The organism is Mesobacillus sp. (assembly GCF_057785455.1).
Genome location: NZ_JBYNSB010000027.1, coordinates 53,864 through 76,738, shown reverse-complemented (window position 1 = coordinate 76,738; position 22,875 = coordinate 53,864). Strand labels below are relative to the sequence as shown.

Annotated in this window: 26 protein-coding genes; 14 read left to right on the top strand and 12 right to left on the bottom strand. The window is 41.9% G+C overall.

The window, feature by feature from the left end; genetic code table 11:
* Positions 1–85: 85 nt before the first annotated feature.
* Positions 86–859, bottom strand: coding sequence for a TerC family protein (locus tag AC3EBE_RS10770; RefSeq protein WP_488595033.1), 774 nt, complete (start codon positions 857–859; stop codon positions 86–88).
* Between the two features lie 433 nt (positions 860–1,292).
* Between AC3EBE_RS10770 and AC3EBE_RS10765 the strand changes: the two genes are divergently transcribed.
* Positions 1,293–1,640: a hypothetical protein gene (locus AC3EBE_RS10765; protein ID WP_488595032.1), complete on the top strand. Its 348-nt coding sequence runs from the start codon at positions 1,293–1,295 to the stop codon at positions 1,638–1,640.
* A 54-nt stretch (positions 1,641–1,694) separates the two neighbouring features.
* Here AC3EBE_RS10765 and AC3EBE_RS10760 read toward each other — a convergent pair whose 3' ends face one another.
* The gene (locus AC3EBE_RS10760; protein ID WP_488595031.1) at positions 1,695–3,131 is read right to left on the bottom strand and encodes a glycoside hydrolase family 1 protein; all 1,437 of its coding nucleotides are present in this window, start codon (positions 3,129–3,131) and stop codon (positions 1,695–1,697) included.
* Positions 3,132–3,357: 226 nt separating this feature from the next.
* On the opposite strand from AC3EBE_RS10760, the gene AC3EBE_RS10755 reads away from it, so the two are divergent.
* Complete coding sequence (locus AC3EBE_RS10755) at positions 3,358–4,089, top strand: MurR/RpiR family transcriptional regulator (protein WP_488595030.1); 732 nt, start codon at positions 3,358–3,360, stop codon at positions 4,087–4,089.
* A gap of 38 nt (positions 4,090–4,127) precedes the next feature.
* On the opposite strand, the gene AC3EBE_RS10750 is transcribed toward AC3EBE_RS10755, so the two are convergent.
* Positions 4,128–4,508, bottom strand: coding sequence for a VOC family protein (locus tag AC3EBE_RS10750; protein WP_488595029.1), 381 nt, complete (start codon positions 4,506–4,508; stop codon positions 4,128–4,130).
* Positions 4,509–4,642: 134 nt separating this feature from the next.
* Here AC3EBE_RS10750 and AC3EBE_RS10745 point away from each other — a divergent pair, with 134 nt between their 5' ends.
* From AC3EBE_RS10745 to AC3EBE_RS10735, 3 genes are all read left to right on the top strand, one after another.
* Positions 4,643–5,425 (top strand): YwaF family protein, encoded by a 783-nt coding sequence (locus AC3EBE_RS10745; RefSeq protein WP_488595028.1) that lies wholly within the window; start codon positions 4,643–4,645, stop codon positions 5,423–5,425.
* Between the two features lie 119 nt (positions 5,426–5,544).
* Positions 5,545–6,069: a DUF2269 domain-containing protein gene (locus tag AC3EBE_RS10740; RefSeq protein WP_488595027.1), complete on the top strand. Its 525-nt coding sequence runs from the start codon at positions 5,545–5,547 to the stop codon at positions 6,067–6,069.
* Positions 6,070–6,148: 79 nt separating this feature from the next.
* On the top strand, positions 6,149–6,664 hold the full coding sequence (locus AC3EBE_RS10735) for a hypothetical protein (protein WP_488595026.1): 516 nt from the start codon (positions 6,149–6,151) through the stop codon (positions 6,662–6,664).
* 259 nt (positions 6,665–6,923) lie between these two features.
* Here the strand turns inward: AC3EBE_RS10735 and AC3EBE_RS10730 are convergent, their stop codons facing one another.
* Entirely contained in the window at positions 6,924–7,433 is a 510-nt protein-coding gene (locus AC3EBE_RS10730) for a dihydrofolate reductase family protein (protein WP_488595054.1), read from the bottom strand.
* Positions 7,434–7,696: 263 nt separating this feature from the next.
* Positions 7,697–8,044 (bottom strand): hypothetical protein, encoded by a 348-nt coding sequence (locus AC3EBE_RS10725; protein WP_488595025.1) that lies wholly within the window; start codon positions 8,042–8,044, stop codon positions 7,697–7,699.
* Positions 8,045–8,460: 416 nt separating this feature from the next.
* On the opposite strand from AC3EBE_RS10725, the gene AC3EBE_RS10720 reads away from it, so the two are divergent.
* On the top strand, positions 8,461–9,240 hold the full coding sequence (locus tag AC3EBE_RS10720; RefSeq protein WP_488595024.1) for a FixH family protein: 780 nt from the start codon (positions 8,461–8,463) through the stop codon (positions 9,238–9,240).
* Between the two features lie 37 nt (positions 9,241–9,277).
* On the opposite strand, the gene AC3EBE_RS10715 is transcribed toward AC3EBE_RS10720, so the two are convergent.
* Positions 9,278–9,826, bottom strand: coding sequence for a hypothetical protein (locus tag AC3EBE_RS10715; protein ID WP_488595023.1), 549 nt, complete (start codon positions 9,824–9,826; stop codon positions 9,278–9,280).
* Between the two features lie 26 nt (positions 9,827–9,852).
* Positions 9,853–10,110 carry a hypothetical protein gene (locus tag AC3EBE_RS10710; RefSeq protein WP_488595022.1) on the bottom strand — a complete coding sequence of 86 codons (258 nt, stop codon included), beginning with the start codon at positions 10,108–10,110 and terminating at the stop codon, positions 9,853–9,855.
* A gap of 177 nt (positions 10,111–10,287) precedes the next feature.
* Between AC3EBE_RS10710 and AC3EBE_RS10705 the strand changes: the two genes are divergently transcribed.
* From AC3EBE_RS10705 to AC3EBE_RS10695, 3 genes are all read left to right on the top strand, one after another.
* Positions 10,288–11,586 (top strand): hypothetical protein, encoded by a 1,299-nt coding sequence (locus AC3EBE_RS10705; RefSeq protein WP_488595021.1) that lies wholly within the window; start codon positions 10,288–10,290, stop codon positions 11,584–11,586.
* A complete protein-coding gene (locus tag AC3EBE_RS10700) occupies positions 11,579–11,872 on the top strand; it encodes a hypothetical protein (RefSeq protein WP_488595020.1) in 294 nt (97 codons plus the stop codon). The genes AC3EBE_RS10705 and AC3EBE_RS10700 overlap by 8 nt, the downstream gene beginning before the upstream one ends.
* Before the next feature lie 205 nt (positions 11,873–12,077).
* Positions 12,078–12,170 carry a DUF3949 domain-containing protein gene (locus AC3EBE_RS10695; RefSeq protein WP_488595019.1) on the top strand — a complete coding sequence of 31 codons (93 nt, stop codon included), beginning with the start codon at positions 12,078–12,080 and terminating at the stop codon, positions 12,168–12,170.
* A 123-nt stretch (positions 12,171–12,293) separates the two neighbouring features.
* On the opposite strand, the gene tatA is transcribed toward AC3EBE_RS10695, so the two are convergent.
* Entirely contained in the window at positions 12,294–12,485 is a 192-nt protein-coding gene (gene tatA, locus AC3EBE_RS10690; RefSeq protein WP_488595018.1) for a twin-arginine translocase TatA/TatE family subunit, read from the bottom strand.
* Positions 12,486–12,623: 138 nt separating this feature from the next.
* Between tatA and AC3EBE_RS10685 the strand changes: the two genes are divergently transcribed.
* The 3 genes from AC3EBE_RS10685 to AC3EBE_RS10675 all read left to right on the top strand — a co-directional run bounded on the left by AC3EBE_RS10685 (position 12,624) and on the right by AC3EBE_RS10675 (position 14,274).
* Positions 12,624–13,133 (top strand): DUF2202 domain-containing protein, encoded by a 510-nt coding sequence (locus tag AC3EBE_RS10685; RefSeq protein WP_488595017.1) that lies wholly within the window; start codon positions 12,624–12,626, stop codon positions 13,131–13,133.
* Positions 13,134–13,250: 117 nt separating this feature from the next.
* Positions 13,251–14,015, top strand: a complete 765-nt coding sequence (locus AC3EBE_RS10680) for a MerR family transcriptional regulator (RefSeq protein WP_488595016.1) — start codon at positions 13,251–13,253, stop codon at positions 14,013–14,015.
* 112 nt (positions 14,016–14,127) lie between these two features.
* Positions 14,128–14,274: a hypothetical protein gene (locus AC3EBE_RS10675; protein ID WP_488595015.1), complete on the top strand. Its 147-nt coding sequence runs from the start codon at positions 14,128–14,130 to the stop codon at positions 14,272–14,274.
* A gap of 476 nt (positions 14,275–14,750) precedes the next feature.
* Here AC3EBE_RS10675 and AC3EBE_RS10670 read toward each other — a convergent pair whose 3' ends face one another.
* From AC3EBE_RS10670 to AC3EBE_RS10660, 3 genes are all read right to left on the bottom strand, one after another.
* Positions 14,751–15,296: a GNAT family N-acetyltransferase gene (locus tag AC3EBE_RS10670; protein ID WP_488595014.1), complete on the bottom strand. Its 546-nt coding sequence runs from the start codon at positions 15,294–15,296 to the stop codon at positions 14,751–14,753.
* 159 nt (positions 15,297–15,455) lie between these two features.
* Positions 15,456–19,568, bottom strand: a complete 4,113-nt coding sequence (locus AC3EBE_RS10665) for a phosphodiester glycosidase family protein (RefSeq protein WP_488595013.1) — start codon at positions 19,566–19,568, stop codon at positions 15,456–15,458.
* Positions 19,569–19,768: 200 nt separating this feature from the next.
* A complete protein-coding gene (locus AC3EBE_RS10660) occupies positions 19,769–20,290 on the bottom strand; it encodes a hypothetical protein (RefSeq protein ID WP_488595012.1) in 522 nt (173 codons plus the stop codon).
* Between the two features lie 164 nt (positions 20,291–20,454).
* Here AC3EBE_RS10660 and AC3EBE_RS10655 point away from each other — a divergent pair, with 164 nt between their 5' ends.
* Complete coding sequence (locus AC3EBE_RS10655) at positions 20,455–21,267, top strand: DODA-type extradiol aromatic ring-opening family dioxygenase (protein ID WP_488595011.1); 813 nt, start codon at positions 20,455–20,457, stop codon at positions 21,265–21,267.
* A gap of 49 nt (positions 21,268–21,316) precedes the next feature.
* Complete coding sequence (locus AC3EBE_RS10650) at positions 21,317–22,513, top strand: MFS transporter (RefSeq protein ID WP_488595010.1); 1,197 nt, start codon at positions 21,317–21,319, stop codon at positions 22,511–22,513.
* A 28-nt stretch (positions 22,514–22,541) separates the two neighbouring features.
* Here the strand turns inward: AC3EBE_RS10650 and AC3EBE_RS10645 are convergent, their stop codons facing one another.
* Positions 22,542–22,784: a hypothetical protein gene (locus AC3EBE_RS10645; RefSeq protein ID WP_488595009.1), complete on the bottom strand. Its 243-nt coding sequence runs from the start codon at positions 22,782–22,784 to the stop codon at positions 22,542–22,544.
* Between the last annotated feature and the right edge of the window lie 91 nt (positions 22,785–22,875).

The window sequence follows — 22,875 nt, the reverse complement described above, 5'->3', positions numbered from 1 at the left end:
CTTCTGAGAAATTCAATATACATGCTCAAATATCCTTCATCAAAAGTGAAAAAGCGCTGATCACTTTGGATCAGCGCCCCATAAATCAAGATTCAATATTTTCCCTGGACTTTTTCCCTGGAGCAAACCATCCCAGTAAGGCAATAGCGACTAAAACACCATAGAAAATGATTGTCCACCCTGTACTATGTGGGAAATCGTGGTCAAGGACGCCAATATCCTCGTGTGCCAGAGTAATGACAGCAAGTTTTACACCGACCCAGGCTACAATCGCATACGCTGTAGTTTCCAGTGCTGGCCGTTTTTCGAGAAGCTGAACAAACCAGGTTGCAGCAAATTTGATGAGAATTAGACCTGCGATCCCACCGAGTACGACAATAATGAACTGACCGCCGTCCATGCCCCCAAAGTCACCAAGTGGTGAATCTGGCAGACCAAGAGCAAGGGCAACTGCAGCAAGGATTGAATCTACCGCAAATGCGAGATCCGCCAGTGCAATTTTTCCGACAGTCGGCCAGAAGCTTTTTCCTTTAGCTTCTTCTTCCTCTTCCTTATGAATATTCTCATTTTCTTTACCAAATTTCGCTTTGATGACATGCTTTAATCCCAGATAAAGCAGGTATGCTGCACCAATTGCCTGGATCTGCCAAACATTTGCGATAAAAGAAATAGCAAAAAGTGCTGCAAACCGGAATGCGAATGCCATGATAATGCCGTAATTGATCGCCCTTTTTTTCTGGTCCTCAGGTAAATGCTTGGCTATTACCGCAAGTACAAGGGCATTATCCGCCGATAACAGACCCTCCAAACCAATTAAAATCAATAATGCCCAGGCATACTCAAGCCAGAATGACTCCATCCGATCCACTCCAATCTTTATACTTTCCTTAACAATAGAATGACCTAATCCAGCTGACGTAATCCTCTGGAATGCGCCTTTTCGTGTTTTTGGGATATGCCTCTTTTACCCTGTTTATGGACTTGGTATGAGTACGTTTTAAAAAAATGTTGATTTACTTAATCAAATATAACATGGTTAGGTAATAAATACCTTTTTTAGTATGTGATTTTATATACGAAGATTAACTTACTTTATTCTCATTTCTACTCCTGTATTGTTTGTTACTTGCTTTTGGACAGTTTGCACGCTGGTGCCTCTTTTCCTGTCCAAACAAGCCAACCTACTATACATCAGAAAATCCCGCCTATATATATCTTGCCAATGTACTATCATGCTACAATAATCCCAAGGAAATAACTGGAACCGCAAACCAGAAAGGAGCTATGAACCAATGTTTTTCATGGCTATTGTATGGGGCATTTTACTGTTTTATTTTCTGACACCATTTAAGACCAAACCGGCAACAACATGCGATCCAATAACATTCGCTGCTGCACTTAAACAGAGCATCGTTTCTGTGACCTTCCATAAAAAAGCGATCTTAGGCTTCACCTTTGTAATCTTTACCCTACTGGCAGTCTGGTGGTCCCAAAGCCAGAATGTGATTTATGCTGAACTTCACGCATTAAAAATAGAAAAACAACCGCCATATGCCATCGGAATCCTTATGTATTCAATATTAATTTATGTGCTTGTAATTGCAAGGTATGCAATATTGCTCCAACCCCATAAGCAATAATGATTTTATCAGCAAACAAAAAGAGGGCTTACACTCAGCCCTCCTCCAAAACCCTTATAATTTCTCGCCATTCGTACGGATTACATCCTGGTACCAGAAGAATGATTTCTTCTTTTTCCGCTCAAGTGTTCCGCTGCCGTCATCGTGCTTGTCGACATAAATATATCCATAACGTTTGGAGAATTCTCCGGTAGACATGCTGACCATATCGATACAGCCCCAGCTTGTATAGCCCATCAGGTCAACTCCATCCTCAATTGCTTCCCCCATCGCGGCGACATGATCGCGGAGATAGTCAATTCGGTAATCATCATTGATTGAGCCGTCTTCCTCCAGCTTGTCATAAGCCCCCAATCCATTTTCGACCACAAACAGTGGCTTTTGATAGCGGTCATATAATTTGTTCAAACTGATTCGGAGTCCTGTCGGGTCGATTTCCCAGCCCCAGTCACTTGCCTTCAAGAACGGATTGCGAACGCCGCCAATAATATTGCCTTCTGATGAATCATCTTCTGCTTTCACTTTTTTCTCTGTGCGGGACATGTAATAACTGAATCCGATATAGTCCACTGTTCCTTCTTTCAGAAGCTCCAGGTCACCGTCCTGAATCTCCAGCTGAATTCCATGCTCTTTAAAATATCTCTTGATAAAAGCAGGGTATTCACCGCGCACTTGCACATCTCCGCAAAAATAATTGAAAAGCTGCTCTTCCTGGAGCGCGAACAGCACATTTTTTGGATTGCTGTCATAAGGGTATACCGGTGCAAAAAGAATCATGCAGCCTATTTGTGAATCAGGGATGATCTCATGGCATGCTTTGACTGCCAGCGCACTTGCGACAAACTGGTGATGGTATGCCTGGAATGTTGGCTGATATTTATCCTCTTCTTTTTCATAAGAAAAGCCAAGGCCCTGGATTGGCATTACGAGCCCGCTATTGATTTCATTAAATGTCATCCAGTATTTAACCTTGTCTTTATAACGTATAAATACCGTTTTTGCGTACCTCTCGAAAAAGTCCACAACCTGACGATTTCTCCAGCCGCCATATTCTTTTACGAGGTGCAATGGCATTTCATAGTGAGAGATGGTGACAACCGGTTCAATGCCATGCTTTTGAAGCTCATCAAATACTCTATCGTAAAAAGCAAGTCCTTCTTCATTCGGTTCTTTCTCATCACCATTCGGATAAATCCGAGTCCAGGCAATCGACATCCGGAATGCTTTAAAACCCATTTCCGCAAACAAGGCGATGTCCTCTTTATAACGATGGTAAAAATCGATGGCTTCATGGTTTGGATAATAATATTGATCTGGATGGACTTCAAAATCAAAACCTGGATTCATCAGGATTTTATATCGCTCTTTCCCGCCTGGAAGCACATCTGCTATATTGAGCCCCTTGTTCCCTTCATTATATCCGCCTTCAATTTGATTGGCTGCCGTTGCTCCGCCCCACAAGAAGCCTTCAGGAAATTGATATTTTTGCATACTCACTACCTCCAGAGTTTTGTCTATGATATATTTCCCCTAGCATTAGATTGGTAAAGCATCTTTTATATCTGCATCTTACCCTCCTGCAGCGGGTGCGTAAATGATCCTTGAGTATTCAGTTCGTAATCACCTTTAAAGAAATTTGTGACATAAATGTAACACCTTGTTTCAGGAATAAAAACAATGGTAAAATGGGGCGTAATGAAGGGGAGTGCTTGAGGACATGTTTACAAACGAAGTGATTGCTTCTTTCAATGAATTAGAAACCTCATTATACAATTACATTTCAAAGAATAAAGAGAAGGTCGCCTACATGCGAATTCGTGAACTTGCAGACGAGACCCATGTATCAACTGCGACCATCCTGCGTTTTTGCAAAAAATTAAATTGCGAGGGCTTTTCCGAATTTAAAGTGAAACTGAAATTGGGACTAAAAGAGAATAAAAAGACAATCATAAAAAGCTCACAGCAATCAATCGTCGAATTTTTCGAACGCACATTAAAAGGTGATTTGGAGGAAAAAATTAACGAGGCAGCCAGCCACATCATTGATGCAGATACTGTTATCTTTATCGGAATCGGCAGCTCCGGGATCCTTGCCGAATATGGAGCAAGATATTTCTCCAGCCTTGGTAAACTGTCACTATATATTAAAGACCCTCACTTTCCGATTCATTCCAGGCTCCGGAATAATAGCGTGACAATCGCCTTGTCAGTTTCTGGTGAAAACGAGTTCACGGTCACCCATCTTAACCAGCTGAAACAAGAAGGCAGCAAAATCATCAGCATTACTAACACGAAGCTTTCCACGGTCGCAAAAATGTCTGACCTTAATATTGCTTACTATGTTACCGAGGAATTTTTTGAGGAATCAAATATCACTACACAGGTGCCTGTAGTGTATATATTAGAATCACTGGCACGGGAAGTTCACAAGCTGAACGAGCAGAAATGAAAAAGGCGTTCATCCACTCGGGATAAACGCCACCTTTCTCACCTTTTTTCAATCACTGCGAAATAATTCTCCTCATCATCCGCGAAGTTAAATACGCGTCCGCCAGGCATATTGACAATTTCCCCAACCGTAATATTTTCCACTGTAAATTTATTGTACAATTCATCAAGGTTATCAGTGAAAAACATTAACGAAGGTGTGCCAAGGTTCAGGCCAGGTGACATTTTCGCAATGAATTCTTTATTATGCAAAATGATGCTCGTTTCAGATTCCTTAGCCGGAGCAATCTCAATCCAGCGAAAACCTTCACCATTATCCTCTTCCGCAATTACCTTAAAACCTGCTTTTTCTGTCCAGAACTTCACTGCCTTGTCCTGATCATTCACATACACCATTACCTGGCCTATCTTGCTTATCAACTTAATCTCCACCCTTCGTTTTTTCAAATTGTATTGTTGCCAGACCATCCATTCCATTTCCTCCAATGATTCGTATATTTGCCATTTTAAATGCACATCTTATTGTTATTCTTTTGGCAAATAGGAGTGGAATTATGGAGTGGTTAAGCCCAAGTAACGAGATCTATGAATTTCATATGTTCTCTTTGAGCCATTTGATCGTTTTGGCCATTTTCCTTTTGATTCCTGCGGCTATATTCGTTTCCCGTAATAAATTGAAAGAGAAGTCATGGAGAAAAACAGAATTGGGTGTTGCTCTGTCATTGATATTGTTCGAGATATCGAATCATACTTGGATGTATGCAAATGGAGTCTGGAAAATTGGCCGTTCTATGCCGCTCGAGCTGTGCAACATTGGTCTCATATTAGGCATCTTCCTATTAGTAAGTGGTAAAAAACTATACTTTGAACTGCTATTTTTTATTTCTTTATTAGGTTCTACACAGGCCATCGTTACTCCTGCACTGACATACGATTTCCCGCATTTTCGATTCTTTCACTTTTTCTATGCGCACATGGCGATCGTTTGGATCAGTCTGTATTTTATGTGGGTGAAAGGATTTTACCCAAGCTTCAAATCCGTTTTAAAACTATTGGTTTTCGTCAATCTGCTCTTCCCAATCATCCTGTACGTAAACAAAGCAGCAGACGGTAACTACTGGTTCTTAAGGCATAAACCCGACAGCCCAAGCTTCCTCGACCTCCTGGGTCCCTACCCTTGGTACATCATCTCATTAGAAACCCTGTTAATCACACTAAGCACCATCACCTGGTACACGGGGACGGTTCTCGTGTTCCACTTCTCGAAAAAAGGCAGAACTGCGGAACATGGGGACGGTTCTCATGTTCCACTTTTACCAGACAAAAATACGACCTGAGCTGTAGGGAATTTTAAGGCCATGGTTGTTTTGGCTGGACTGTCCTCGCAGCTATAATGAATAGTGCGAGGACCGTGCCGGCATACTTGGTCAAATCATACAGCTTGGAGGAAGGAAGATTGAAGAAAATTGGCCCAAAAGGAATGAAGTGGCTAAAAATCATTCATGTGTTTTTAGTTGTACTATTTTTCGGGGGGATTCTGAGCTCGCTGGCTTTGAACCTCCATATCGATTTTACAAAATATGATGAAAGCTATCTTGGCTATAAGAACATTATTATCATCAGTGACAATATCGTAAGGTGGGGTGCAATCGGGACCTTAATAATCGGTTTGATTTATGGTTTTTTCACCAGCTGGGGATTTTTTAAGCATCGCTGGGTTGGTGTGAAATTCGTTCTTTATATGATTCAGACCGTCGTCGGCATTTTTGTCGTTGACCATCTGATGTTAGCGAACATGGAGCTGCTGGAAACACAGAAGGAGCTGGCTTTGAGCAATCCTGAATTTATCCAAAATCACGCCATTAGGCAATATGCAGTCATCTTCCAAGTGGCTGTCACCGTTTTTATTTTTATCATTTCCTATTTAAAGCCATGGAAAAAGAAAAAAGCGATTGCAAAGCCGATTCAACAAAGTTCATAGATTACGTGAAAAATAGTTGTTGCCCTATTCCGCTTATGCTAATCTAGTAAAACAAATACAGTTTATAAGGGGAACGACCGTGAATAAAATAACATTAGCTGAAGCCGTGAAGCTTAAAAGTGTATTGGCCAAAAGAATCCGCGAGCTCGAGGAAGAAATGGATCGTGTGGCTTTTGTTTCAATTGAAAAAGGCACCGAAATTCCTAAGCAATCACGGACCCTTGCCGAGGTTGAGAAGGAAATTGAGGAAGTTCGAAAGGATTTTCGCCTTTTGGACAAACTCGTGTACCGTGCGAATATCGACAATGAAATCGTCTTTAAAAATGAAACCTTAACGATTGTCGAAGCGATCGAGCTTGCCACCCAGCTGCGCGCCAAAGCAAGAAAGCTTAAGGAGTTCGGCTCTGCTTCCAAGGAAGAGAGCACCTACTCATATAACGAAACGCTGACGATGGTACGTGTCGCAACCTTTGATCCTGAGGCATACCGCATTAAGGGTTTGGAAGCAGAACGCCATGCAAACAGACTGTCCAACCTGATCAATTCGAAAAACTATTCAATTGAACTGGATTTTGACAGCGAAAAGTACTTTTAAGCCTTGGAGGGGTGAGACTCCCCTCCAAGGGATAGAAGGAGAACCTTTTACAATCTAATAGTAGATATGTAATGGCAAATGGCAAACCAATGAACATTTACCCATTACTCTTTCACCTTTAACCAATAACCTACTATGGCAATGGCGGGTCGCTGACTCAATACCTCTAATTTTTCTCTCCTTCTATCTGTCCCTCTGCCTGCTGGCGGAGGGACATTTTTATTTGACGAAAAAAAGAAGCAAGAGAAACGTCCCCGTGCTACTTTTTCACAATATAGTGCAGCTCTGCAAACTGTCCAAATTGCTGTATTCCCTTTAAGGAAAGTTCGGTATCGAAGTCCAGCTCATTAAATAACTTGATGCCTTTACCGATCAAAACTGGGGCAACCGTAACAATAATTTCATCCACCAATCGCTCCTGCAGGAAGCTGTGGATAATTTCGCCTCCCCCAACGAGCCAAATCCTTCCGCCTTCTTTGCTTCTAAGCTCGTTTGTAAAATTAACTAAATCCCCTTGAAAGAATTTTACATATTCGGTATCCTCATGTGCAGTCCTTGTGAATACATAGCATTCTTTGTCCTTGTACGGGAAGTTCCCGTTCTCATGCTCCATTACCCAGTCGTATGTCCGCTTGCCGAGGAGAATGGTATCGACTGTATCATAAAAGCTTGAGTATCCATTGTCGCCTTCTCCCTCAACTTTAAAAAGCCAGTCAAGCGAATCATCTTCCCTCGCGATGTATCCATCCAGGCTGGCAGCAATGAACATAACGATGTTGCGCTCATTTTTCAAAACTAATCACCCCAAGTTAACTATAAAATGTGTTATGTAAACTTAGATTACTTCCTGAACTTTTGCGGTTGTTCAACTCGTGTTGAAATAATCTCTCCACAGTTTAAGCAAAAAGTATAAATCTTATTTGAACCCGTTGACAACTTTTTATCAAGCGGTTTGGTTGCCATAAAATCTGTCCCCTGGGCAAATTCTGTCATTGCATTTTGGACATTTTGCCTCCGTTTTTTCCAACTCCCTTAATTATCTAACTTTTTGGTGGGTTCTAAAAACCTTCCCTCTCCAAACTTCCCAAATATAAAACCGAACAGAACACCGGAAACCATAACAATTATGGACACTGGATTAACCGTCATTTCATCAACTAGATAGGCGACTACCCACAATACAACCCAAGCCGGAATAGCGATCAACAATACTTTCTTCCAGCCCTTCTTGATGGTGGATCCCAGATAGGAACCTACCATTATATTAAAAACATAATCCCAATTATAGTGGTTTGCAGACTTACCCAACAAGTACATGACAACCACACCTATACCGAAGAATAAAAAAATATACTTGAGACCAACTCTTCTTACTTCCATAATCACCTCTCCTTGACCCAAACATTCTTGCAATATGTTTATAATCAATACCACTCAGTTCATAGCCATTTAATATACAAATTTAGAATAAACATTACAATTACAATAATAGAAATAATATTTATTAAGATTGAACGTTTTGTGTTTTCGTTTTTATTCCTTATAGCTTCCTTGTATCTCTCCTGAACCTTCTTCCTCTTGTAATCTAGCTTCATTGGCATCTCCTTTACAGCGATTTACATAGCTATATCCGAAATTGAATTTATTACCAATTCTAACATATTGCCATATTAATTAAACCTTATTGCTCCATTTTTTATCTCCAGTTCCAATACTGTTCCGATTTTCATACATTTATCACATTTGCATATTAGAATTGAATGAATCCTAAATCATATGAATGGAGATATTGATGAATGAAAAAATTTCTGCTTATCTTTACTGCTTTATCCATAATTTTAGCTGCGTGTTCCAATAATCGAGACACATCAAAAAAGTCTGAAGATATAACACCGGAGCTTTTAGAAGTAACAATCCATACACCAGAGAAAATCAAGGCTAACGAAGAAATCTCAATTGAAGCCCACGTCGTTCAGGGAAAAGAAAAAATCAAAGATGCCGATGAGGTAAAGTTTGAGATCTGGAAGTCGGGGCAGGATGAACATGAAATGCTGCAGGCACATAATGAGAAGAATGGAACGTATTCCATCAAGAAAGCATTCAAAGAAGGCGGGAACTATTTAATAGTAGCCCACACAACTGCGAATTCCTTGCACAGTATGCCGAAAGAGGAAGTCACAGTTGAAGGTATTGAAGAAGATGACTCCAGCCAATCTGGGACTCAACATGACCATGAAGACCATGAAGATGCAGCTGGTGAACATGAACACAGTGATCATCATGGCAGCACGGTGGGCTTTGAGTTTCACGTCCACTCACCCATTAGCATGAATCAATCCACAGAGTTAACCGTTCACCTGACTCAAACGGATGAGCCGCTGCAAGCAGCTGCTGTCCGTTATGAAATCTGGGGAGAAAACGAGCCAAAACATGAATTTATTGAGACAAAAGAAAGCTCTGCCGGTGAATATACTGCAAATTACACATTTAAATCAAAAGGCACCTACCACGTGAAAATTCACGTTGAAAAAGGTGAAATTCACGACCATACTGAAAAAACCGTTGAAGTTAATTAATATTAAAGCCCTTCCTGCTATCGGATGGGCTTTTTGCTTATGTTGAGAATTTCTTTAGCCTTTTATTAAATTCAGTCCAAAATCGTTCATACATTTGGCGATCGTATTCTTCGCCGAATTTCTTCACAGGTGATTTATCAAATAAGTCCTTTGCATCCTTGGCAAAAGTTAAAACTCGATTCTTATAATCAATCAGGCTTAATATTACCTCTAAACCCGTATACTCTTGTGTGCCAGTCTCTGGATTAGTCGTTTCCACCTTCGCAAATTGTGATAGACGTACTTCGCCATTACAGTGGCTGACTGACCAATGGATAGAAATCGGGCAGCTGACCATCAATTCTAGACCACAGCCATGCAAGATCAATCCATCCCCATCCACAGGATTGGATTGAATATTTTCGTCAAGGGTCCTCAACAAAGCCAATGCTGACTCACTGATTCCCCATGATTCATTTACTAGAGGCTCAGTAATAATTGTGTCGTTGACCTTTAGGTATATTTCACCGTGTGAACATAGATCATATTCTGCTGGCTCCATCCAATATTGATTCATTATATTTAGTTCGAACTCAGTTTTTATCATTTTTATATACCTATACTACCCCATATTTAAAAGTAATTTCCGGACTGTTTGGCCAGCTTGGCATTCAGCCGTTTATGATGGTTTTGTTTGCAATTTCGAAGGCTGCTGTGTGCTGGAGGATATCCTTTTGCAGAAGTATGAGGGATTCGGGGAGCAACAATCCAATCACAGCCTTCTTCATGATTTGAGGAGAAGACTTGCTCCTTCTTGATTTGTGCCCTTTTCGTAATGTACTTTACTCGATTGTCATTGTGCGATCTCATCGACCTTTCACTTCCATACATCTCTTCCACCCCCTGGTGAACTCCTTCATATCTTTATTTTACCACTCTCGCCTCTGTCCTATTTAAGTCGGTAATTAAAAATTTTATAAATTTTTCCATGAAAATGCTTCCTTTTAGTGTAAAATTACACTATATTAGTTTTGTGGTTATACATAATAAAAAGGAGGTTGCGATATTTTGAGAAAAAAATCATTGATAACAGCGATTATTCTAACAGCTGCCCTCATGATAGTCTCGATATTATATTTGTCTTTAAGTGACCGAGATCCATATAAATACTTTACTGGTCTTGGCGACAAAGTTTCAATTGCAAGCGATGACCAGCAAATTGCTTTTTCTTATTTTGAAGAAGGCAGCGAAGCCATTTACACAGCTGATGCTGACGGCACTAACAGTAAAAAGATCTCGGAACCTGTTGACTCAAGGCACCGTCAGCCTATATTCTCACCTGACGGCAGCATGCTTCTCTATTTTGAACAGGACTCTGATAACATCCAATCATTATTTATTGTCAACAAGGACGGCAAGAATCCTACTAAATTATCGCAGGCAGGCTATCATGTGTCTGAAGCTATTTTTTCGAAGGATGGCAAGGAAATCTATTTCGTCGCGATGCCAGCTGACGATTTTAAAAACTGGGAAGAACGGAGTAATGTGGGGTACGATTTATATTCTGTTCAAGAAGAAGGCAGTAAGCTAAAAAAGCTGACTGACCAAAAACGTTTATCTGTGGAAAGTCTGATTTTAACCGAGGATGGCAGCAAAATCCTTTTCAAGGACTTTACTGACCTATACGAATACGATATTGATAAAGCTGAAGTTTCCTTTTCAAAGTTAACCAAGGAGATGCCATCAGAGCCCTTTTATCTGAGCATCTCACCTTCAGGGACCTCAGTTGCCTACACTTCGGTTTCTAAGGAATCTGAGGATTCCTCCCTTTATGAATATGAGCTTTTTATGAGAAATTTGCAAAATGGAGAAACACAACAATTAACCAAGCTGAAGAAAGCTGTCGTATCTCCAGTTTTTTATCACCAAGAGGAAAAAATTCTTTTCTTACAGCATACGAACTGGCCTCAGAATCCGGAAAAATTCAAGTTAATGACTGTGGATTTGCAAAATCTCGATGTGAAGGAAGTCGCTCTTGATATTCCAGTAACTTCCCGGGGAAATCTCATTATGAAAGCTATTGATTATGTTATCAGCAGCGGGACCATAGGTTTGCTCTACACCATCTTACTCTTGCTGCTGACCTTGTATTTCAGCCCGAAAAAGACCTTTATGCCTTCCTTCCTAAGTCTTGGCCTTGCTGCTGTTGGCTTGATTGCAAGCTTCATAGTGGCAGCTTTGGCAGACCCATGGGCGGGAATAGGAATAGGAACACTCTCAGGAGCAATTGGACTTTGCACATTCGTTTCGTTTATTTTTGCGTTCATCCTCAAATTTAATAAAAAGAAGGAAGATCTCCATGTCTGATGCAATCGGTATGTCCTTAACACTGATTTTGGAAATGATACTGTTCGGCATGGCCAATTATTTCACTATCAAATACACCAAAGGACATTTAAAGAAAAGGATTTGGGGTGGAGTCTTCTTCCTTCTTCTCACCCCTGTTATCTTTTTTGCTACTTTAATGTTCGTTGCTATATGGGATGAAGGAGGCTGGGGAGCTGGAATCCTGGCAGTTATTTTCACGGGGCTTTATATTTTGAATGGAATTTTCATGCTGCTCTCCGCCATTCATATGCATTTCAGGAAATGAATTGGACTTTTTCCTTTTTAATTCGTAGATTAATGAACGGTTAATAGAATTCGAGGGCAAGCTTTATGACACTCAATATCTTTATAGGGATACTCGCAATCTATATTTTGATTTCACTTATACTATTGCCGTTTCAATATCGTTATCTAACATCTATCAAGGAACAGGAACGAAAATATAAAGCCTTAGGAAAAAATAAAGTGAAATGTACGACGATGTGAATGCCGGCGAGCTCATTCTTCATGAAAACGCGCAGGGAAATGGCATTTTTTTCTCACGAATGTCCTGGCATCTATAATTTATAAAGTAAAACATAAATAAATATAACTATTGTTATTATCCTGGTTTCGAACTTTCGGATATATCGGAACCAGTGTCCTTCCACAACAAAAGCTGCCAAATTCATTGGCAGCTCCTTTTTTTACTTTTTATCTTTTTCATCATCACTGAGTTCTTTCTTGATATCATCAGTCAGTCCTTGCGTCGCATTCTTGAATTCTCTCATTGACTTTCCTACTGCTCGTCCAATTTCAGGCAATTTGTTTGGACCAAATACGATCAGTGCAATTACTAGAATAAGAATTAAGCCTGGAAAACCTATATTTGAAAGCATGAAATCGTCTCCTATTTAAAGATAAGTCCATTATAGCGAAAAAACTTTTAAAAATGAACCCATAGCTTTTTCTGCATGTTCCATACCTTTTAGGAAAAAATGTAAAAGAACAATTTCCATTTTAAAGGAGCGAACATCATGAAAAAACTATTACTGACATTTGCCGTTTTGCTTTTATTTACAAGCAGCCAGGTACTTGCAGCACCTGCAATTCCTGCTGATTTCGGCGCAAAAGGCGCGCTTCAGGATTCTTCCATTACGCTTGAAGAAGCACTTATCTATGCCATCGAGGATGAATACCTCGCCCAGTCAAGATATGATGCCATAATCAATAAATTTGGTTCCATCAGGCCGTTCAGCAATATTAAAGCTGCAGAGCAGCAGCATATTTTAGCACTGGTTAGCCTGTTTCAAAAGTATAATATAAAAATCCCCCAGGATACGGCAGCACAATATGTAACCGCTCCGGCTACTTTGAAAGAAGCCTTCCAGCAGGGCGTCGATGGAGAAGTAGAAAATATCGCCATGTATGAAAAGCTGGCTGGCATCCCCAACCTGCCACAGGATGTAAAAAATGTTTTCGCCAATTTGGGGAATGCGTCAAAAAATCACCTCCGTGCATTCAGACGCGGCCTTGGACGAAGCTGATAGTTGAATCGTAGAGCAGTGGCGAATTCTTTCCCACTGCTTTTTATTTTTTTTATAAAACCTATTTACATTAACGTTACGTCAACGTGTAAAGTATAATTGTCAGGAGGTGACAGCATGGAATATACGATTCAAAAGCTTGCAAAAATGGCTGGGATAACGAGCAGGACATTGCGGTATTACGATGAAGTTGGAATTCTTAAGCCGGCAAGAATCAACTCTTCCGGGTACCGCATATATGGAGAAGCAGAAGTAGATCGGCTGCAGCAAATTCTCTTTTACAGAGAGCTTGAAGTGGATATTGAAAGCATCAAAAAAATCATCACCTCCCCCGCCTTTAATGAGACAAAAGCGCTGGAGCATCACCATGAAAAACTCCTGGCAAAGAAAGAGCGTTTAGATCAATTGATCGCCAATGTCGAGAAAACACTGGCTTATAGGGAAGGGAGATTGAATATGAGCAATGAAGAAAAGTTCGAAGCCTTTAAGGATAAAATGATAGAGGATAATGAAAAGAAATACGGAGACGAAATCCGTGAAAAGTATGGCGAAGAACAAGTTGAAAAATCAAATCAAAAGTTCAAAAATATGTCCAAGGCACAGTATGCAGAAGCAGAACAGCTAGGAGAAAAGATTTTGAACACTCTTAATGAAGCATTTCTGACTGGTGATCCAGCCGGGGAGATCGCCCAGAAGGCTGCAGACCTGCACCGCCAATGGCTTTGCTTCTACTGGGAGCACTATTCAAAGGAAGCACATGCAGGCGTAGCGCAAATGTATGTAGATGACGAACGCTTTGCCCAGTACTATGAGAAAGAGCATAAAGGTGCAGCGAAATTCCTAAGGGATGCCGTGCACATTTATACAGGACAGAAGGATTGAACTATTAATTAAGGATAGATTTAAGCTTTGAGCTTGATCTATCCTTTTTATATTCAAAAGCTGCATAGTACCAATCTATTTAATGCAAAATATTAAGACGGAGGTGAATACCATGTCAGGCCAAGACAAAAGCCAGGAAAACAAAGTTAAATATAGTATTTGGGATACCCGCATTGACGAAAACCAGCGCGAAATGATGAGGAAATCACCGGAACTTAAAGGAAAACAACAACAAATATTTAATAATGGTGAAGAGTGATACCCAAACTCTTCAATACATCAGAAACATACCCTTTAATCCCTGCTGCGCTGGTTTTATTCCCTGTTAAAATCAAATTTATTGTGGGTGGTGTCATTTATATCCACCGTATCAGCTTGGAGTCAAACATCTGTGCTCGATAACGGGGTGCGCAAATCGGATGCTCACTTCTGCCTTTGTAAACAACCGTTTTGGATACTTTTTTCTGATTTTTCGGTTTGAAAATGAAATTTATGAGGTCCGTTTGCCTAAATTCAGTCTATTAATGATGTTCTACCCTCAACCCAGATAGTTTTTTTCGTGAGGAAATATCTTTTTCACCAGTAAGTGTGATTATTTCACCAGTAACTCACGTTTTTTCACCAGTAACTATGATTATTTCACCAGTAACTGCCGATATTTCACCAGTAGGACATTATTGGGAGGAACCACCTGCTAACTCCACTGTTGGAATACGACTTATAGCAGTACCACACTTACCTCTTTACCCTGCCCATTACGACCGTATTATAAAACTTGCCATCCGAAAGCAGCTTGTCTTCTTTCAGGACGCCTTCAACCTCAAAATCGTATCTTTTATAGAGCTCGGCCGCTTTCTCATTTGTCTCCAGAACTTGAAGGCAAATCTTCCTGATCCCATTGGAGTCGGCCCATTGGATGGATTGTTCCAGGAGCTTCTTGCCAATTCCATATCCCCAGAACTCCTCCAGCACCCCTACACCAAATTCGACCCTGTGTGCACTTCTTTTCAGATTATTGCCTGCACATCTGGAAAAACCTGCAATGCGTCCATTCACTTCTGCGACTAAAAATATATTATGGGCTGCTTCACTATCATTTTTAATAACCTGCTTGAAGCCCTGTTCATCAATGAACGCCTCGCCCCGTTCACGATCCATATTCTCTGTTTCACCATCAATCTGCAGGCGGACTTCAGAAAGACTTTTCGCGTCCTGCTCAAAAGCTGATCTGATTATGTAATTCAACCCACGTACGGTATATTGTTTTGCCTCAACTATCATTCCGTTTCCCCCTAGACAAAAAAATTCACAGCCTTTAAATTATACATATTTTTACTCAATTGGGAAGTAAGTATTTTGGGAAGGATTTTCTATGTATATAAGGCCAAGCAAGAATCCAAAAAGAGGTGCCAGGCCGCATAAGCCTTGCACCTCTTCCTGCTATTCCTCCAAATCATACTCCTCATTCACAACCGTAAACTCATCGATCACTTCCCCATCTGAAGTAATCGTCGTAAAAATAATTTTGTCTTTATCTACTTTTGCCTGCATGGAGACCGCAATGTTTTCCATATTGACGTACTCGAATTTCTCATCAGCTACGGCATCGTAATGTTTTTTTCCAGTGGTTCCGGCAACGACATATACCGTACCGTTTGAATCCTCATTGCCTGCCTTCAGCTTTTTTGTCCTGCCATAGGAATGGTCATGTCCAGAGAAGACGATATCGATTCCCAATTCATCGACAACCGGAGGCAGTTTTTCCTTCACGACCGCATTGCCGCCGAACGGATTCGTGAAGTATGGCGGTTTGTGTGTGACTAAGATTTTCCACGGCTTATCCGAATTCTTCACATCCTGCTTCAGCCACGCAAGCTGTTTGTCCAATATGTTCGCATCGTCCGTGTAGCCAAGTACACTGATGTGCATGTTATTGTAATCGACTGAGTAAGTACCGCCCATGTCTTCTGCCGGTCCATTTTCAGGTGAATTGAAAATCGCTTTGGCAAGACTGCCATCGGCATCGCCCATATACTCATGATTCCCTAATGTCCCGACAAAATCAGTTTCGCGGATTCCATCAAATTGGCTGAGCAATTTAAGTGTATCATCCCACTGCCTAAACTTGGACGACTCATCTATCAAATCTCCAACATGAATCATAAAAGCCGGCTCCTTATCCTTCAGCTGGCCAAGGATTTTGTTGAAATCGCTCAGATCCGCTGGTGATTGCGTATCTCCAAGCACAGCGAACTCAAAGCTTTGCTTTCTTTTTAATGTCGTGAATTCTTCTAATTCAGTCCAGTTCTCACCATTACCGACCCGGTAAACATAGGTGGTATCCTGCTGTAATCTGTCCATTTTTACTTCGTTCACTCTGATGATGCCATTCTTGGCGATGTCCAGCTCACCGGAAAATACCTGTTGGCTTGATGAGCCTTCTGCTGTTAGCAGTGCTGCAATGCCCTTTCTGTCATAATCCTGTTTTCTTGCATACTGGACCAGGGTTTTCTGCTTAGCCAACGGACTGGACATCCATGTAAAAGCTTTTTGCTTGTACGGGTCGCCAGTTGGAGTAGAGATGAGATTTTTCAATTCATCTTTGGCGGCCAGTGCAGGATATGTTTGGGTAGACCATTTAAAAGAATATTTCCCGTCTTTAACAGCATACAGCGCAATTTTCTTTACATCATTTGTAATCGACTCAACTGTTATTTTGCCTTCGCTGTCGGTTTTCCCAAGTAAAACAGGTTCACTGCTTCCTTCAATGTTTGCATATAATTCAACATCTTCCACTGCATCGTTCTCGTTATTTTTGATTGTAAAAACGGATGGCTTGCCAATAAGGATCGCCTCTCCCTCAACCTTGAATGCCCCTGCCACTTCAACACTTGCTGGTTTCATAGAGTAGGAGGAGACAAAGCTAGCTTCTTTTGGAGGATTAAAGTTCATATCTCCTTCTACTATCTCATACTCCAGGGTACTTCCTTCCTTAGTTGAAGCTGGCACCCTGAGTTTAATATCAGCGGCTTCAACCGTTTCTGCAGCCGCTCCGCTATTCACCAAATTCATTTCTAAAATGCCTGTTTGATCATCATAGCTGTAAGTGCTCGATTTAAAACCTTCTCCAAACTCTACACCTTCAACAGGGAAGTTTTTATTAATCTGAAGTCTTAAATCCGAGCCGGATATTTCCTTTGGTTTTACAACATTTACTTTCAGGCTGAACACATCTCCAAGTAATGCCTGCTGTTTTTCATGCTGGAGTTCGACTTTAGCTGATTGTGTGTTAACGGTAAAATAAACCGTCTTGATCGCCTGGTTTCCAAATTGATCAGGCACCATAAGTGTAACCTTGTGGGTGCCATCGGCCCATTTTAACCCGCTCAATGATACGGAACCGTCCATATCATAGGAAAAATGGCCTTCTGCACCGGCATAATTCTTCCCGTCCACAAACAGATTGATTTTTTCCCAATCAATCCCTGTCTTGAAAGGATCATCTTGATATTCATTGACTTCGGCCCTCAGGTTCACCGTGCTGGTTGTAAAATCCTTGCCATCCACATTCACCGACGTAATTTCTGGCGGGTACAGGTCATCCATTTTTTCACCATAGACAGCGCGAATATTATCAACAAAAATGGCTCCCTTGGTCATCGGACCGGTGATTCCGGATTTCGTCGACATCATCCGGATTGCCTGTGTTCCGGAAAGTTTGAACGGACCAGTGAAGGAGGCAGGAATTTCAGCCTCAACGTATTTCCAGCCTGTCCAGTCAATCCCCGGCTTCTCGTCTGTTAGGTTGATTGTTTGGTTTTTGTTATTCCCATCCACAACCATCATTCTGAGCCAGTAGCCTTGAGCTTCCGGTGTCGCGTAGATCCACATGCCAATTCCAGTAGGGTTGTCGTTGATCATGATGTTCGAGCCTGGTCCTGCATACACTCCCAATGTGGTTCCTACCTGTGAATTCGTGAAGTCATAATCCAATTTTAATGACTGGTTCCCGAATCGAACTGGTTCTGGGTATTTGGATAATCCTAATGTCCCCTTTTCACCTCGGTTGGCAGTTGAAGTTTTCCACGAGCCCAGATCAGCTTCAAAATCGAACATCACTTCTGGCAGCTTGCCAACAGAAACCTTCAGGTGCGCTGAGAGGCTCGTCCCCTTAAGGCGTGCGGTGATTATGCCAGCAATATTCTGGCTGCCTGTATGGAGAACACCTTCCTCATCGATCGTCCCCATGCCTTCAGGGATTTCAAATTCGATATCCTCCAGGTTCCAGTCTACTTCGCGTTTTTGAAAACTGGTGGTTAAACCGAGATTAATACCACTGTTTCTTGCTGCGGTCATTTCCGCAGAGCTGAACGACATTTCATCAGGCCTTGCAATCTCGACTATGCTTCTGCCCACTTCTTTCCCTTCTTGTTTTAACAGCACGAAGAACTGGCCAGTTTTCCCGCTTGATACAAAGGTTCCATTTTCCGCAATTTCCCCAAATGAAGGGTCAGACAGCTCCCAGGTTAAAGCTGCATCCGGCAATGGAGCTGGCGCCATCGACTTGTCACGTCCAAGAGCGGTAAAATTGATTGTCGAACCTGGTGTAAAAGATTGGTCATAAGGCTTTATATGAGCTGAAGCAAAAATATGGTCTGAAGGCTCCTCTGTCACAATCAGCCATGAATTTGCCACGCTTCTTTCTGTTCGATCTGAAGGCTTATTGTCCACCTCAAGCTGATCACCGCCAAGCTCACGCGTCGTGAATGTTGATGAGCCGCCGCCATCCAGGTTCAGTGCGGTAACAGCTCCGAGATCAATCATCAGCTGAGCCAGATCAGGCATTGAAATCCCTGCTGAATAAGGCTCCTGCCGCCCATCAATCACGGCAAAAAATACGTCACCGTCTGCCTTGATCCCTACTGCCGTCCGCGGCTCCTTCTCGGCTCCTGTCTGAGGTGTTTGATAGACTTGGCCGTTTTTTACAAGAATCGCATTCCCACCAAGCGCTTCCTCTACATCACCCTTGATTGCTTCAAATTCCGCTGGTGTCCCGATGACAGCCTTCCCTGATTTTGTAATTGCAAAGAACTCCTGCCCAGGGGAGGATTGACCCTTTACTGCTTGTCTATCCTTGTACACGTAGCCCAGCGGTTCACCGGTAGCCATATTGTAAAAATCCGCATTTACGGCTGCCACCACCTGATGATTCTCTTTGTTTGCCGCGTTCGCCTGCTGCCTCACTGGCTGTAAACCAAAGGAAGTTCCATCATTCGGCATTCCCGCTTCAATAGATACCGTTGGATTTTGCATATCGACTTCGACTACAAAACTTTCAAGCTTCTTTCCTTCATTACCTACGAAGCTGTAATGCTTCTCCTTTACACCGGGTGCGAGATTCGCCTGATACTGGTTAATTGGCGTTTGGACAATTGTCGACGCCAACTCAAATGGCCCCAACGCGGAAGTGATACCAGGTGCTATCATACTGGTTACCAAAGTGGCGGAGAGGGCAAGCGGCGCAATTCTACTCTTCCATTTCGTTTTCATCATTCTCCTCCTCTATTTTTTCAGCAGCTATGTAGTACAGCTTCTATGCTAGTGAAAGACTATTAATTTAATATGAATCTATTATTAAAATTTTCCTAAAATTGGGTAAGGGTGGAAGGACCTAATTGTGGTTGGGAAATTAATTTCCTTTGGGGACTTCTCATAAAAAGCGAAAACGCACAGATAGTCTGTGCGTTTAAATATTAATTGTTATCCATAATGATCCCTTCATCGAAGGGTAGGTTTTGTATTTGTGTAATCCCATATTTTTTGTATGTGATGCTTACTGTCTCTATATCATTATCTTCACGGATGCCATCACCTTTTACACGTAACACCAGATGAAAATCACCATTGACCTGATAACCGTTCACATTGGCAAAATCATTGTTCAGCTCATCATTCAATACGTACTCTTCATCAAGTACTCCAATCGTATTCGTGGTGGCTATAAAAGGTTGGAGGTGAAGTTCATCATCCTCTTCCCCTACAATGGTACCGTCCTTTTTAATGAACTCAAGTTTTTGAATCTCTGGTTTACCTATTCCTTCCCACATAAAACTGTAGCCAAGATATATCACTTTTCCATCTGCAAATTGTTCAATCCCTGCGGCAGCATGACTCCATTTTACAAATTCCCCGTCACGGCTCATATAATCAAATATCCACCATCCACAAAAGAAGATTACGATAAAACTGAATATCATCAATGAATTGGACTTCATCTATCTCTCTCCTTATCTTGCCGGTTATTAAATTATATTTCCGTATCACCTCTACATACCTTCATCTACTTTTCCATCGAAGGCTCCTTTTTCATTTTAATGAAGGAAAAAGGCTGCTCACTATCCAATTTGTTATATAACTCATAAAAAGGTGGTACATATGAATGAACCCATTCGTCTTTGCCTGCATTGCCCCTCATGGAGGCGAACTCATTCCAGAACTTCAAGGCTCAGATCCAGGACGCATGTCAGTGACACGGGAAAACATGAAGAAGCTTGGCAGTCTCATGCAGTCGGCCAGTCCAGACTATATAATCGTTCTCACCCCTCATGGCACCAGAATCAATGGCCGTTTCTCGATTGCCGATTCCGAAAGGATGCTCGGCTCCTGGCAGGAAAACAATCTTAATTATGAAATGGAAAGACCGGTGGCACGGGAGCTGGCTGAAGCGATTCATGATGAAGCCTGTAAGAAGAATCTGCCGGCTTCAACGATTAATTTCGGCACATCTGCGGGGCCTATCTCCTGCCTGCCGCTCGATTGGGGCGCCATTGTTCCGCTTCGCTTCATGCCAGAAGTACCGATTGTCGTGATCACTCCTTCGCGGGAGCTTTCTTTCCAGCAGCATATCGATTTCGGGAAGTCGCTGAGAAAGGCTGTTTCCTCTTTCGGCCGACGAGTTGGCTTGATCGCCAGCTGCGACTGGGCCCACGCCCATGATGATAACGGTCCATATGGATTTCACCCTGCCGCACGCGCATTCGATGAACAAGCTGTCGAACTGATCAAAAATAATCAGCTAGAAAAAATGGCTGATTTTGCTGCTGATTTTATCGAGGATGCGAAACCGGATGGGATCTGGCAAACATTGATTTTGGCAGGTGCGATTCCTGTCGAGGAGAGAAGCGCTGAGTTTTTGTCCTATGAAGCACCGACTTATTTTGGGCTGATTTGTGCGGGTTATCGCAAGGAATGAAACCATTTATCAAAAGCATATTATAGTGTAAAAGAACCGGAGGGCTACTATGATTAATGGTTCGTGGCGGGCTTTATTGTGGATTGGATTGGCAGAACTATTTGCTTTGAGCCTTTGGTTCAGTGCTTCAGTGATTGCACCGCAGCTGATTCATGAATGGAATATACAGGCAGACTTTGAAGCATGGCTTTCCGCCTCTGTGCCGATAGGTTTTGTGATTGGAGCATTGATTAGTTCCTATTTTGGCATGGCTGATCGCTATAATCCGCGGAAGATCCTTGCCCTATCAGCGCTTATTGGATCCATTTTAAACGGATTGATCATTCTCGCTGACCATGCTGTTATCGGCGTCCTGCTAAGGGTACTGACTGGAGTGACCCTTGCCGGTATTTACCCAACAGCCGTTAAAATTTTATCGCAGTGGTTCCCGAAAAAACGTGGTCTTGCGATTGGAATCTTAATCGCTGCATTAACACTCGGCTCTTCCTTGCCACATTTTGTGGTGATGTTTTTTTCTTCATTAAATTGGCGGCTTGTGATCATTTGCAGTTCCATACTGGCCTTATTGGCAGCAGGCATCGTCTTGTGGATTTTAGAGGATGCACCAGAAGAATTGAATAAAATGCCTTTCTCATTTAAATTAATCAAAAAGGTGGTTGCCAATAAGCCAGTCATGCTGGCGAATTACGGATATTTCGGCCACATGTGGGAACTGTATGCTGTGTGGACATGGCTCCCCGCCTTTTTGGCAGCAAGTCTAAGACTCTACCACCCAGAAATATCCGCTTGGCTGATTGCCCTATCCTCATTTGTTTCTATTGGCATTGCAGGTGCAATTGGCTGTGTTATCGGCGGGATCATATCCGATAAAATCGGAAGGGCGAATCTCACCATTTACTCAATGTTTATTAGCGGAATTTGTGCCCTTACCATTGGGTTTACATTTGGACATTTTATCTGGCTGACCCTGGTCCTCTCTTTTATCTGGGGCATGTCAGTCATAGCAGATTCCGCACAATTCTCAGCAGCAGTCTCTGAAGTCGCAGAAGCGGAATATATAGGAACAGCCCTTACCTTCCAAATGTGCATTGGTTTCCTGATCACCATTTTCTCTATCAACCTTGTGCCAGTTTTACAAAAAACAATCGGATGGGAATGGGTCTTTACCTTTTTGGCTATAGGTCCATTACTAGGTATTGCAGCCATGTTCAAATATAAAAAGCACGAATATAAAATAAAAGAGTAGTGGCTGGCGAACAGCCACTACTCTCAATTTAATCTCTATGATCGCCACAATGATGAATCCACTTCACAGCCTTCAGCAATAAAAACGCCAAAATCAGTTCAGGAATGATAATTAAAAAGAAAAGGACATTCGTGATGGTCACTGCAGCCTCAGGCTGTCTCGCTATACTTTCCAGAGCTGCTGCGCCAGCAACACCAATCCCGTACCCGATCCCAATAAAACCCAGCAAAGCCAGTCCAGCTCCAATACAGCATTGAATAAAGCTTTTCATTGTCTCACCTTCTCATAAAATAGTGTTTTTACTACTATATTCACGAGATAGTCAGCCTGCTTGGACAATTGCACTGGAGTTTGTGGGGAGC

What these genes read in the sequence shown, in the direction of transcription:
- AC3EBE_RS10770 (WP_488595033.1), bottom strand. Translation starts at nt 859, where the DNA reads ATGGAGTCATTCTGGCTTGAGTATGCCTGGGCATTATTGATTTTAATT.
- AC3EBE_RS10765 (WP_488595032.1), top strand. Translation starts at nt 1,293, where the DNA reads ATGTTTTTCATGGCTATTGTATGGGGCATTTTACTGTTTTATTTTCTG.
- AC3EBE_RS10760 (WP_488595031.1), bottom strand. Translation starts at nt 3,131, where the DNA reads ATGCAAAAATATCAATTTCCTGAAGGCTTCTTGTGGGGCGGAGCAACG.
- AC3EBE_RS10755 (WP_488595030.1), top strand. Translation starts at nt 3,358, where the DNA reads ATGTTTACAAACGAAGTGATTGCTTCTTTCAATGAATTAGAAACCTCA.
- AC3EBE_RS10745 (WP_488595028.1), top strand. Translation starts at nt 4,643, where the DNA reads ATGGAGTGGTTAAGCCCAAGTAACGAGATCTATGAATTTCATATGTTC.
- AC3EBE_RS10730 (WP_488595054.1), bottom strand. Translation starts at nt 7,433, where the DNA reads ATGTTCATTGCTGCCAGCCTGGATGGATACATCGCGAGGGAAGATGAT.
- AC3EBE_RS10725 (WP_488595025.1), bottom strand. Translation starts at nt 8,044, where the DNA reads ATGGAAGTAAGAAGAGTTGGTCTCAAGTATATTTTTTTATTCTTCGGT.
- AC3EBE_RS10720 (WP_488595024.1), top strand. Translation starts at nt 8,461, where the DNA reads ATGAAAAAATTTCTGCTTATCTTTACTGCTTTATCCATAATTTTAGCT.
- AC3EBE_RS10715 (WP_488595023.1), bottom strand. Translation starts at nt 9,826, where the DNA reads ATGATAAAAACTGAGTTCGAACTAAATATAATGAATCAATATTGGATG.
- AC3EBE_RS10710 (WP_488595022.1), bottom strand. Translation starts at nt 10,110, where the DNA reads ATGTATGGAAGTGAAAGGTCGATGAGATCGCACAATGACAATCGAGTA.
- AC3EBE_RS10700 (WP_488595020.1), top strand. Translation starts at nt 11,579, where the DNA reads ATGTCTGATGCAATCGGTATGTCCTTAACACTGATTTTGGAAATGATA.
- AC3EBE_RS10695 (WP_488595019.1), top strand. Translation starts at nt 12,078, where the DNA reads ATGTACGACGATGTGAATGCCGGCGAGCTCATTCTTCATGAAAACGCG.
- tatA (WP_488595018.1), bottom strand. Translation starts at nt 12,485, where the DNA reads ATGCTTTCAAATATAGGTTTTCCAGGCTTAATTCTTATTCTAGTAATT.
- AC3EBE_RS10685 (WP_488595017.1), top strand. Translation starts at nt 12,624, where the DNA reads ATGAAAAAACTATTACTGACATTTGCCGTTTTGCTTTTATTTACAAGC.
- AC3EBE_RS10680 (WP_488595016.1), top strand. Translation starts at nt 13,251, where the DNA reads ATGGAATATACGATTCAAAAGCTTGCAAAAATGGCTGGGATAACGAGC.
- AC3EBE_RS10675 (WP_488595015.1), top strand. Translation starts at nt 14,128, where the DNA reads ATGTCAGGCCAAGACAAAAGCCAGGAAAACAAAGTTAAATATAGTATT.
- AC3EBE_RS10670 (WP_488595014.1), bottom strand. Translation starts at nt 15,296, where the DNA reads ATGATAGTTGAGGCAAAACAATATACCGTACGTGGGTTGAATTACATA.
- AC3EBE_RS10665 (WP_488595013.1), bottom strand. Translation starts at nt 19,568, where the DNA reads ATGATGAAAACGAAATGGAAGAGTAGAATTGCGCCGCTTGCCCTCTCC.
- AC3EBE_RS10660 (WP_488595012.1), bottom strand. Translation starts at nt 20,290, where the DNA reads ATGAAGTCCAATTCATTGATGATATTCAGTTTTATCGTAATCTTCTTT.
- AC3EBE_RS10655 (WP_488595011.1), top strand. Translation starts at nt 20,455, where the DNA reads ATGAACCCATTCGTCTTTGCCTGCATTGCCCCTCATGGAGGCGAACTC.
- AC3EBE_RS10650 (WP_488595010.1), top strand. Translation starts at nt 21,317, where the DNA reads ATGATTAATGGTTCGTGGCGGGCTTTATTGTGGATTGGATTGGCAGAA.
- AC3EBE_RS10645 (WP_488595009.1), bottom strand. Translation starts at nt 22,784, where the DNA reads ATGAAAAGCTTTATTCAATGCTGTATTGGAGCTGGACTGGCTTTGCTG.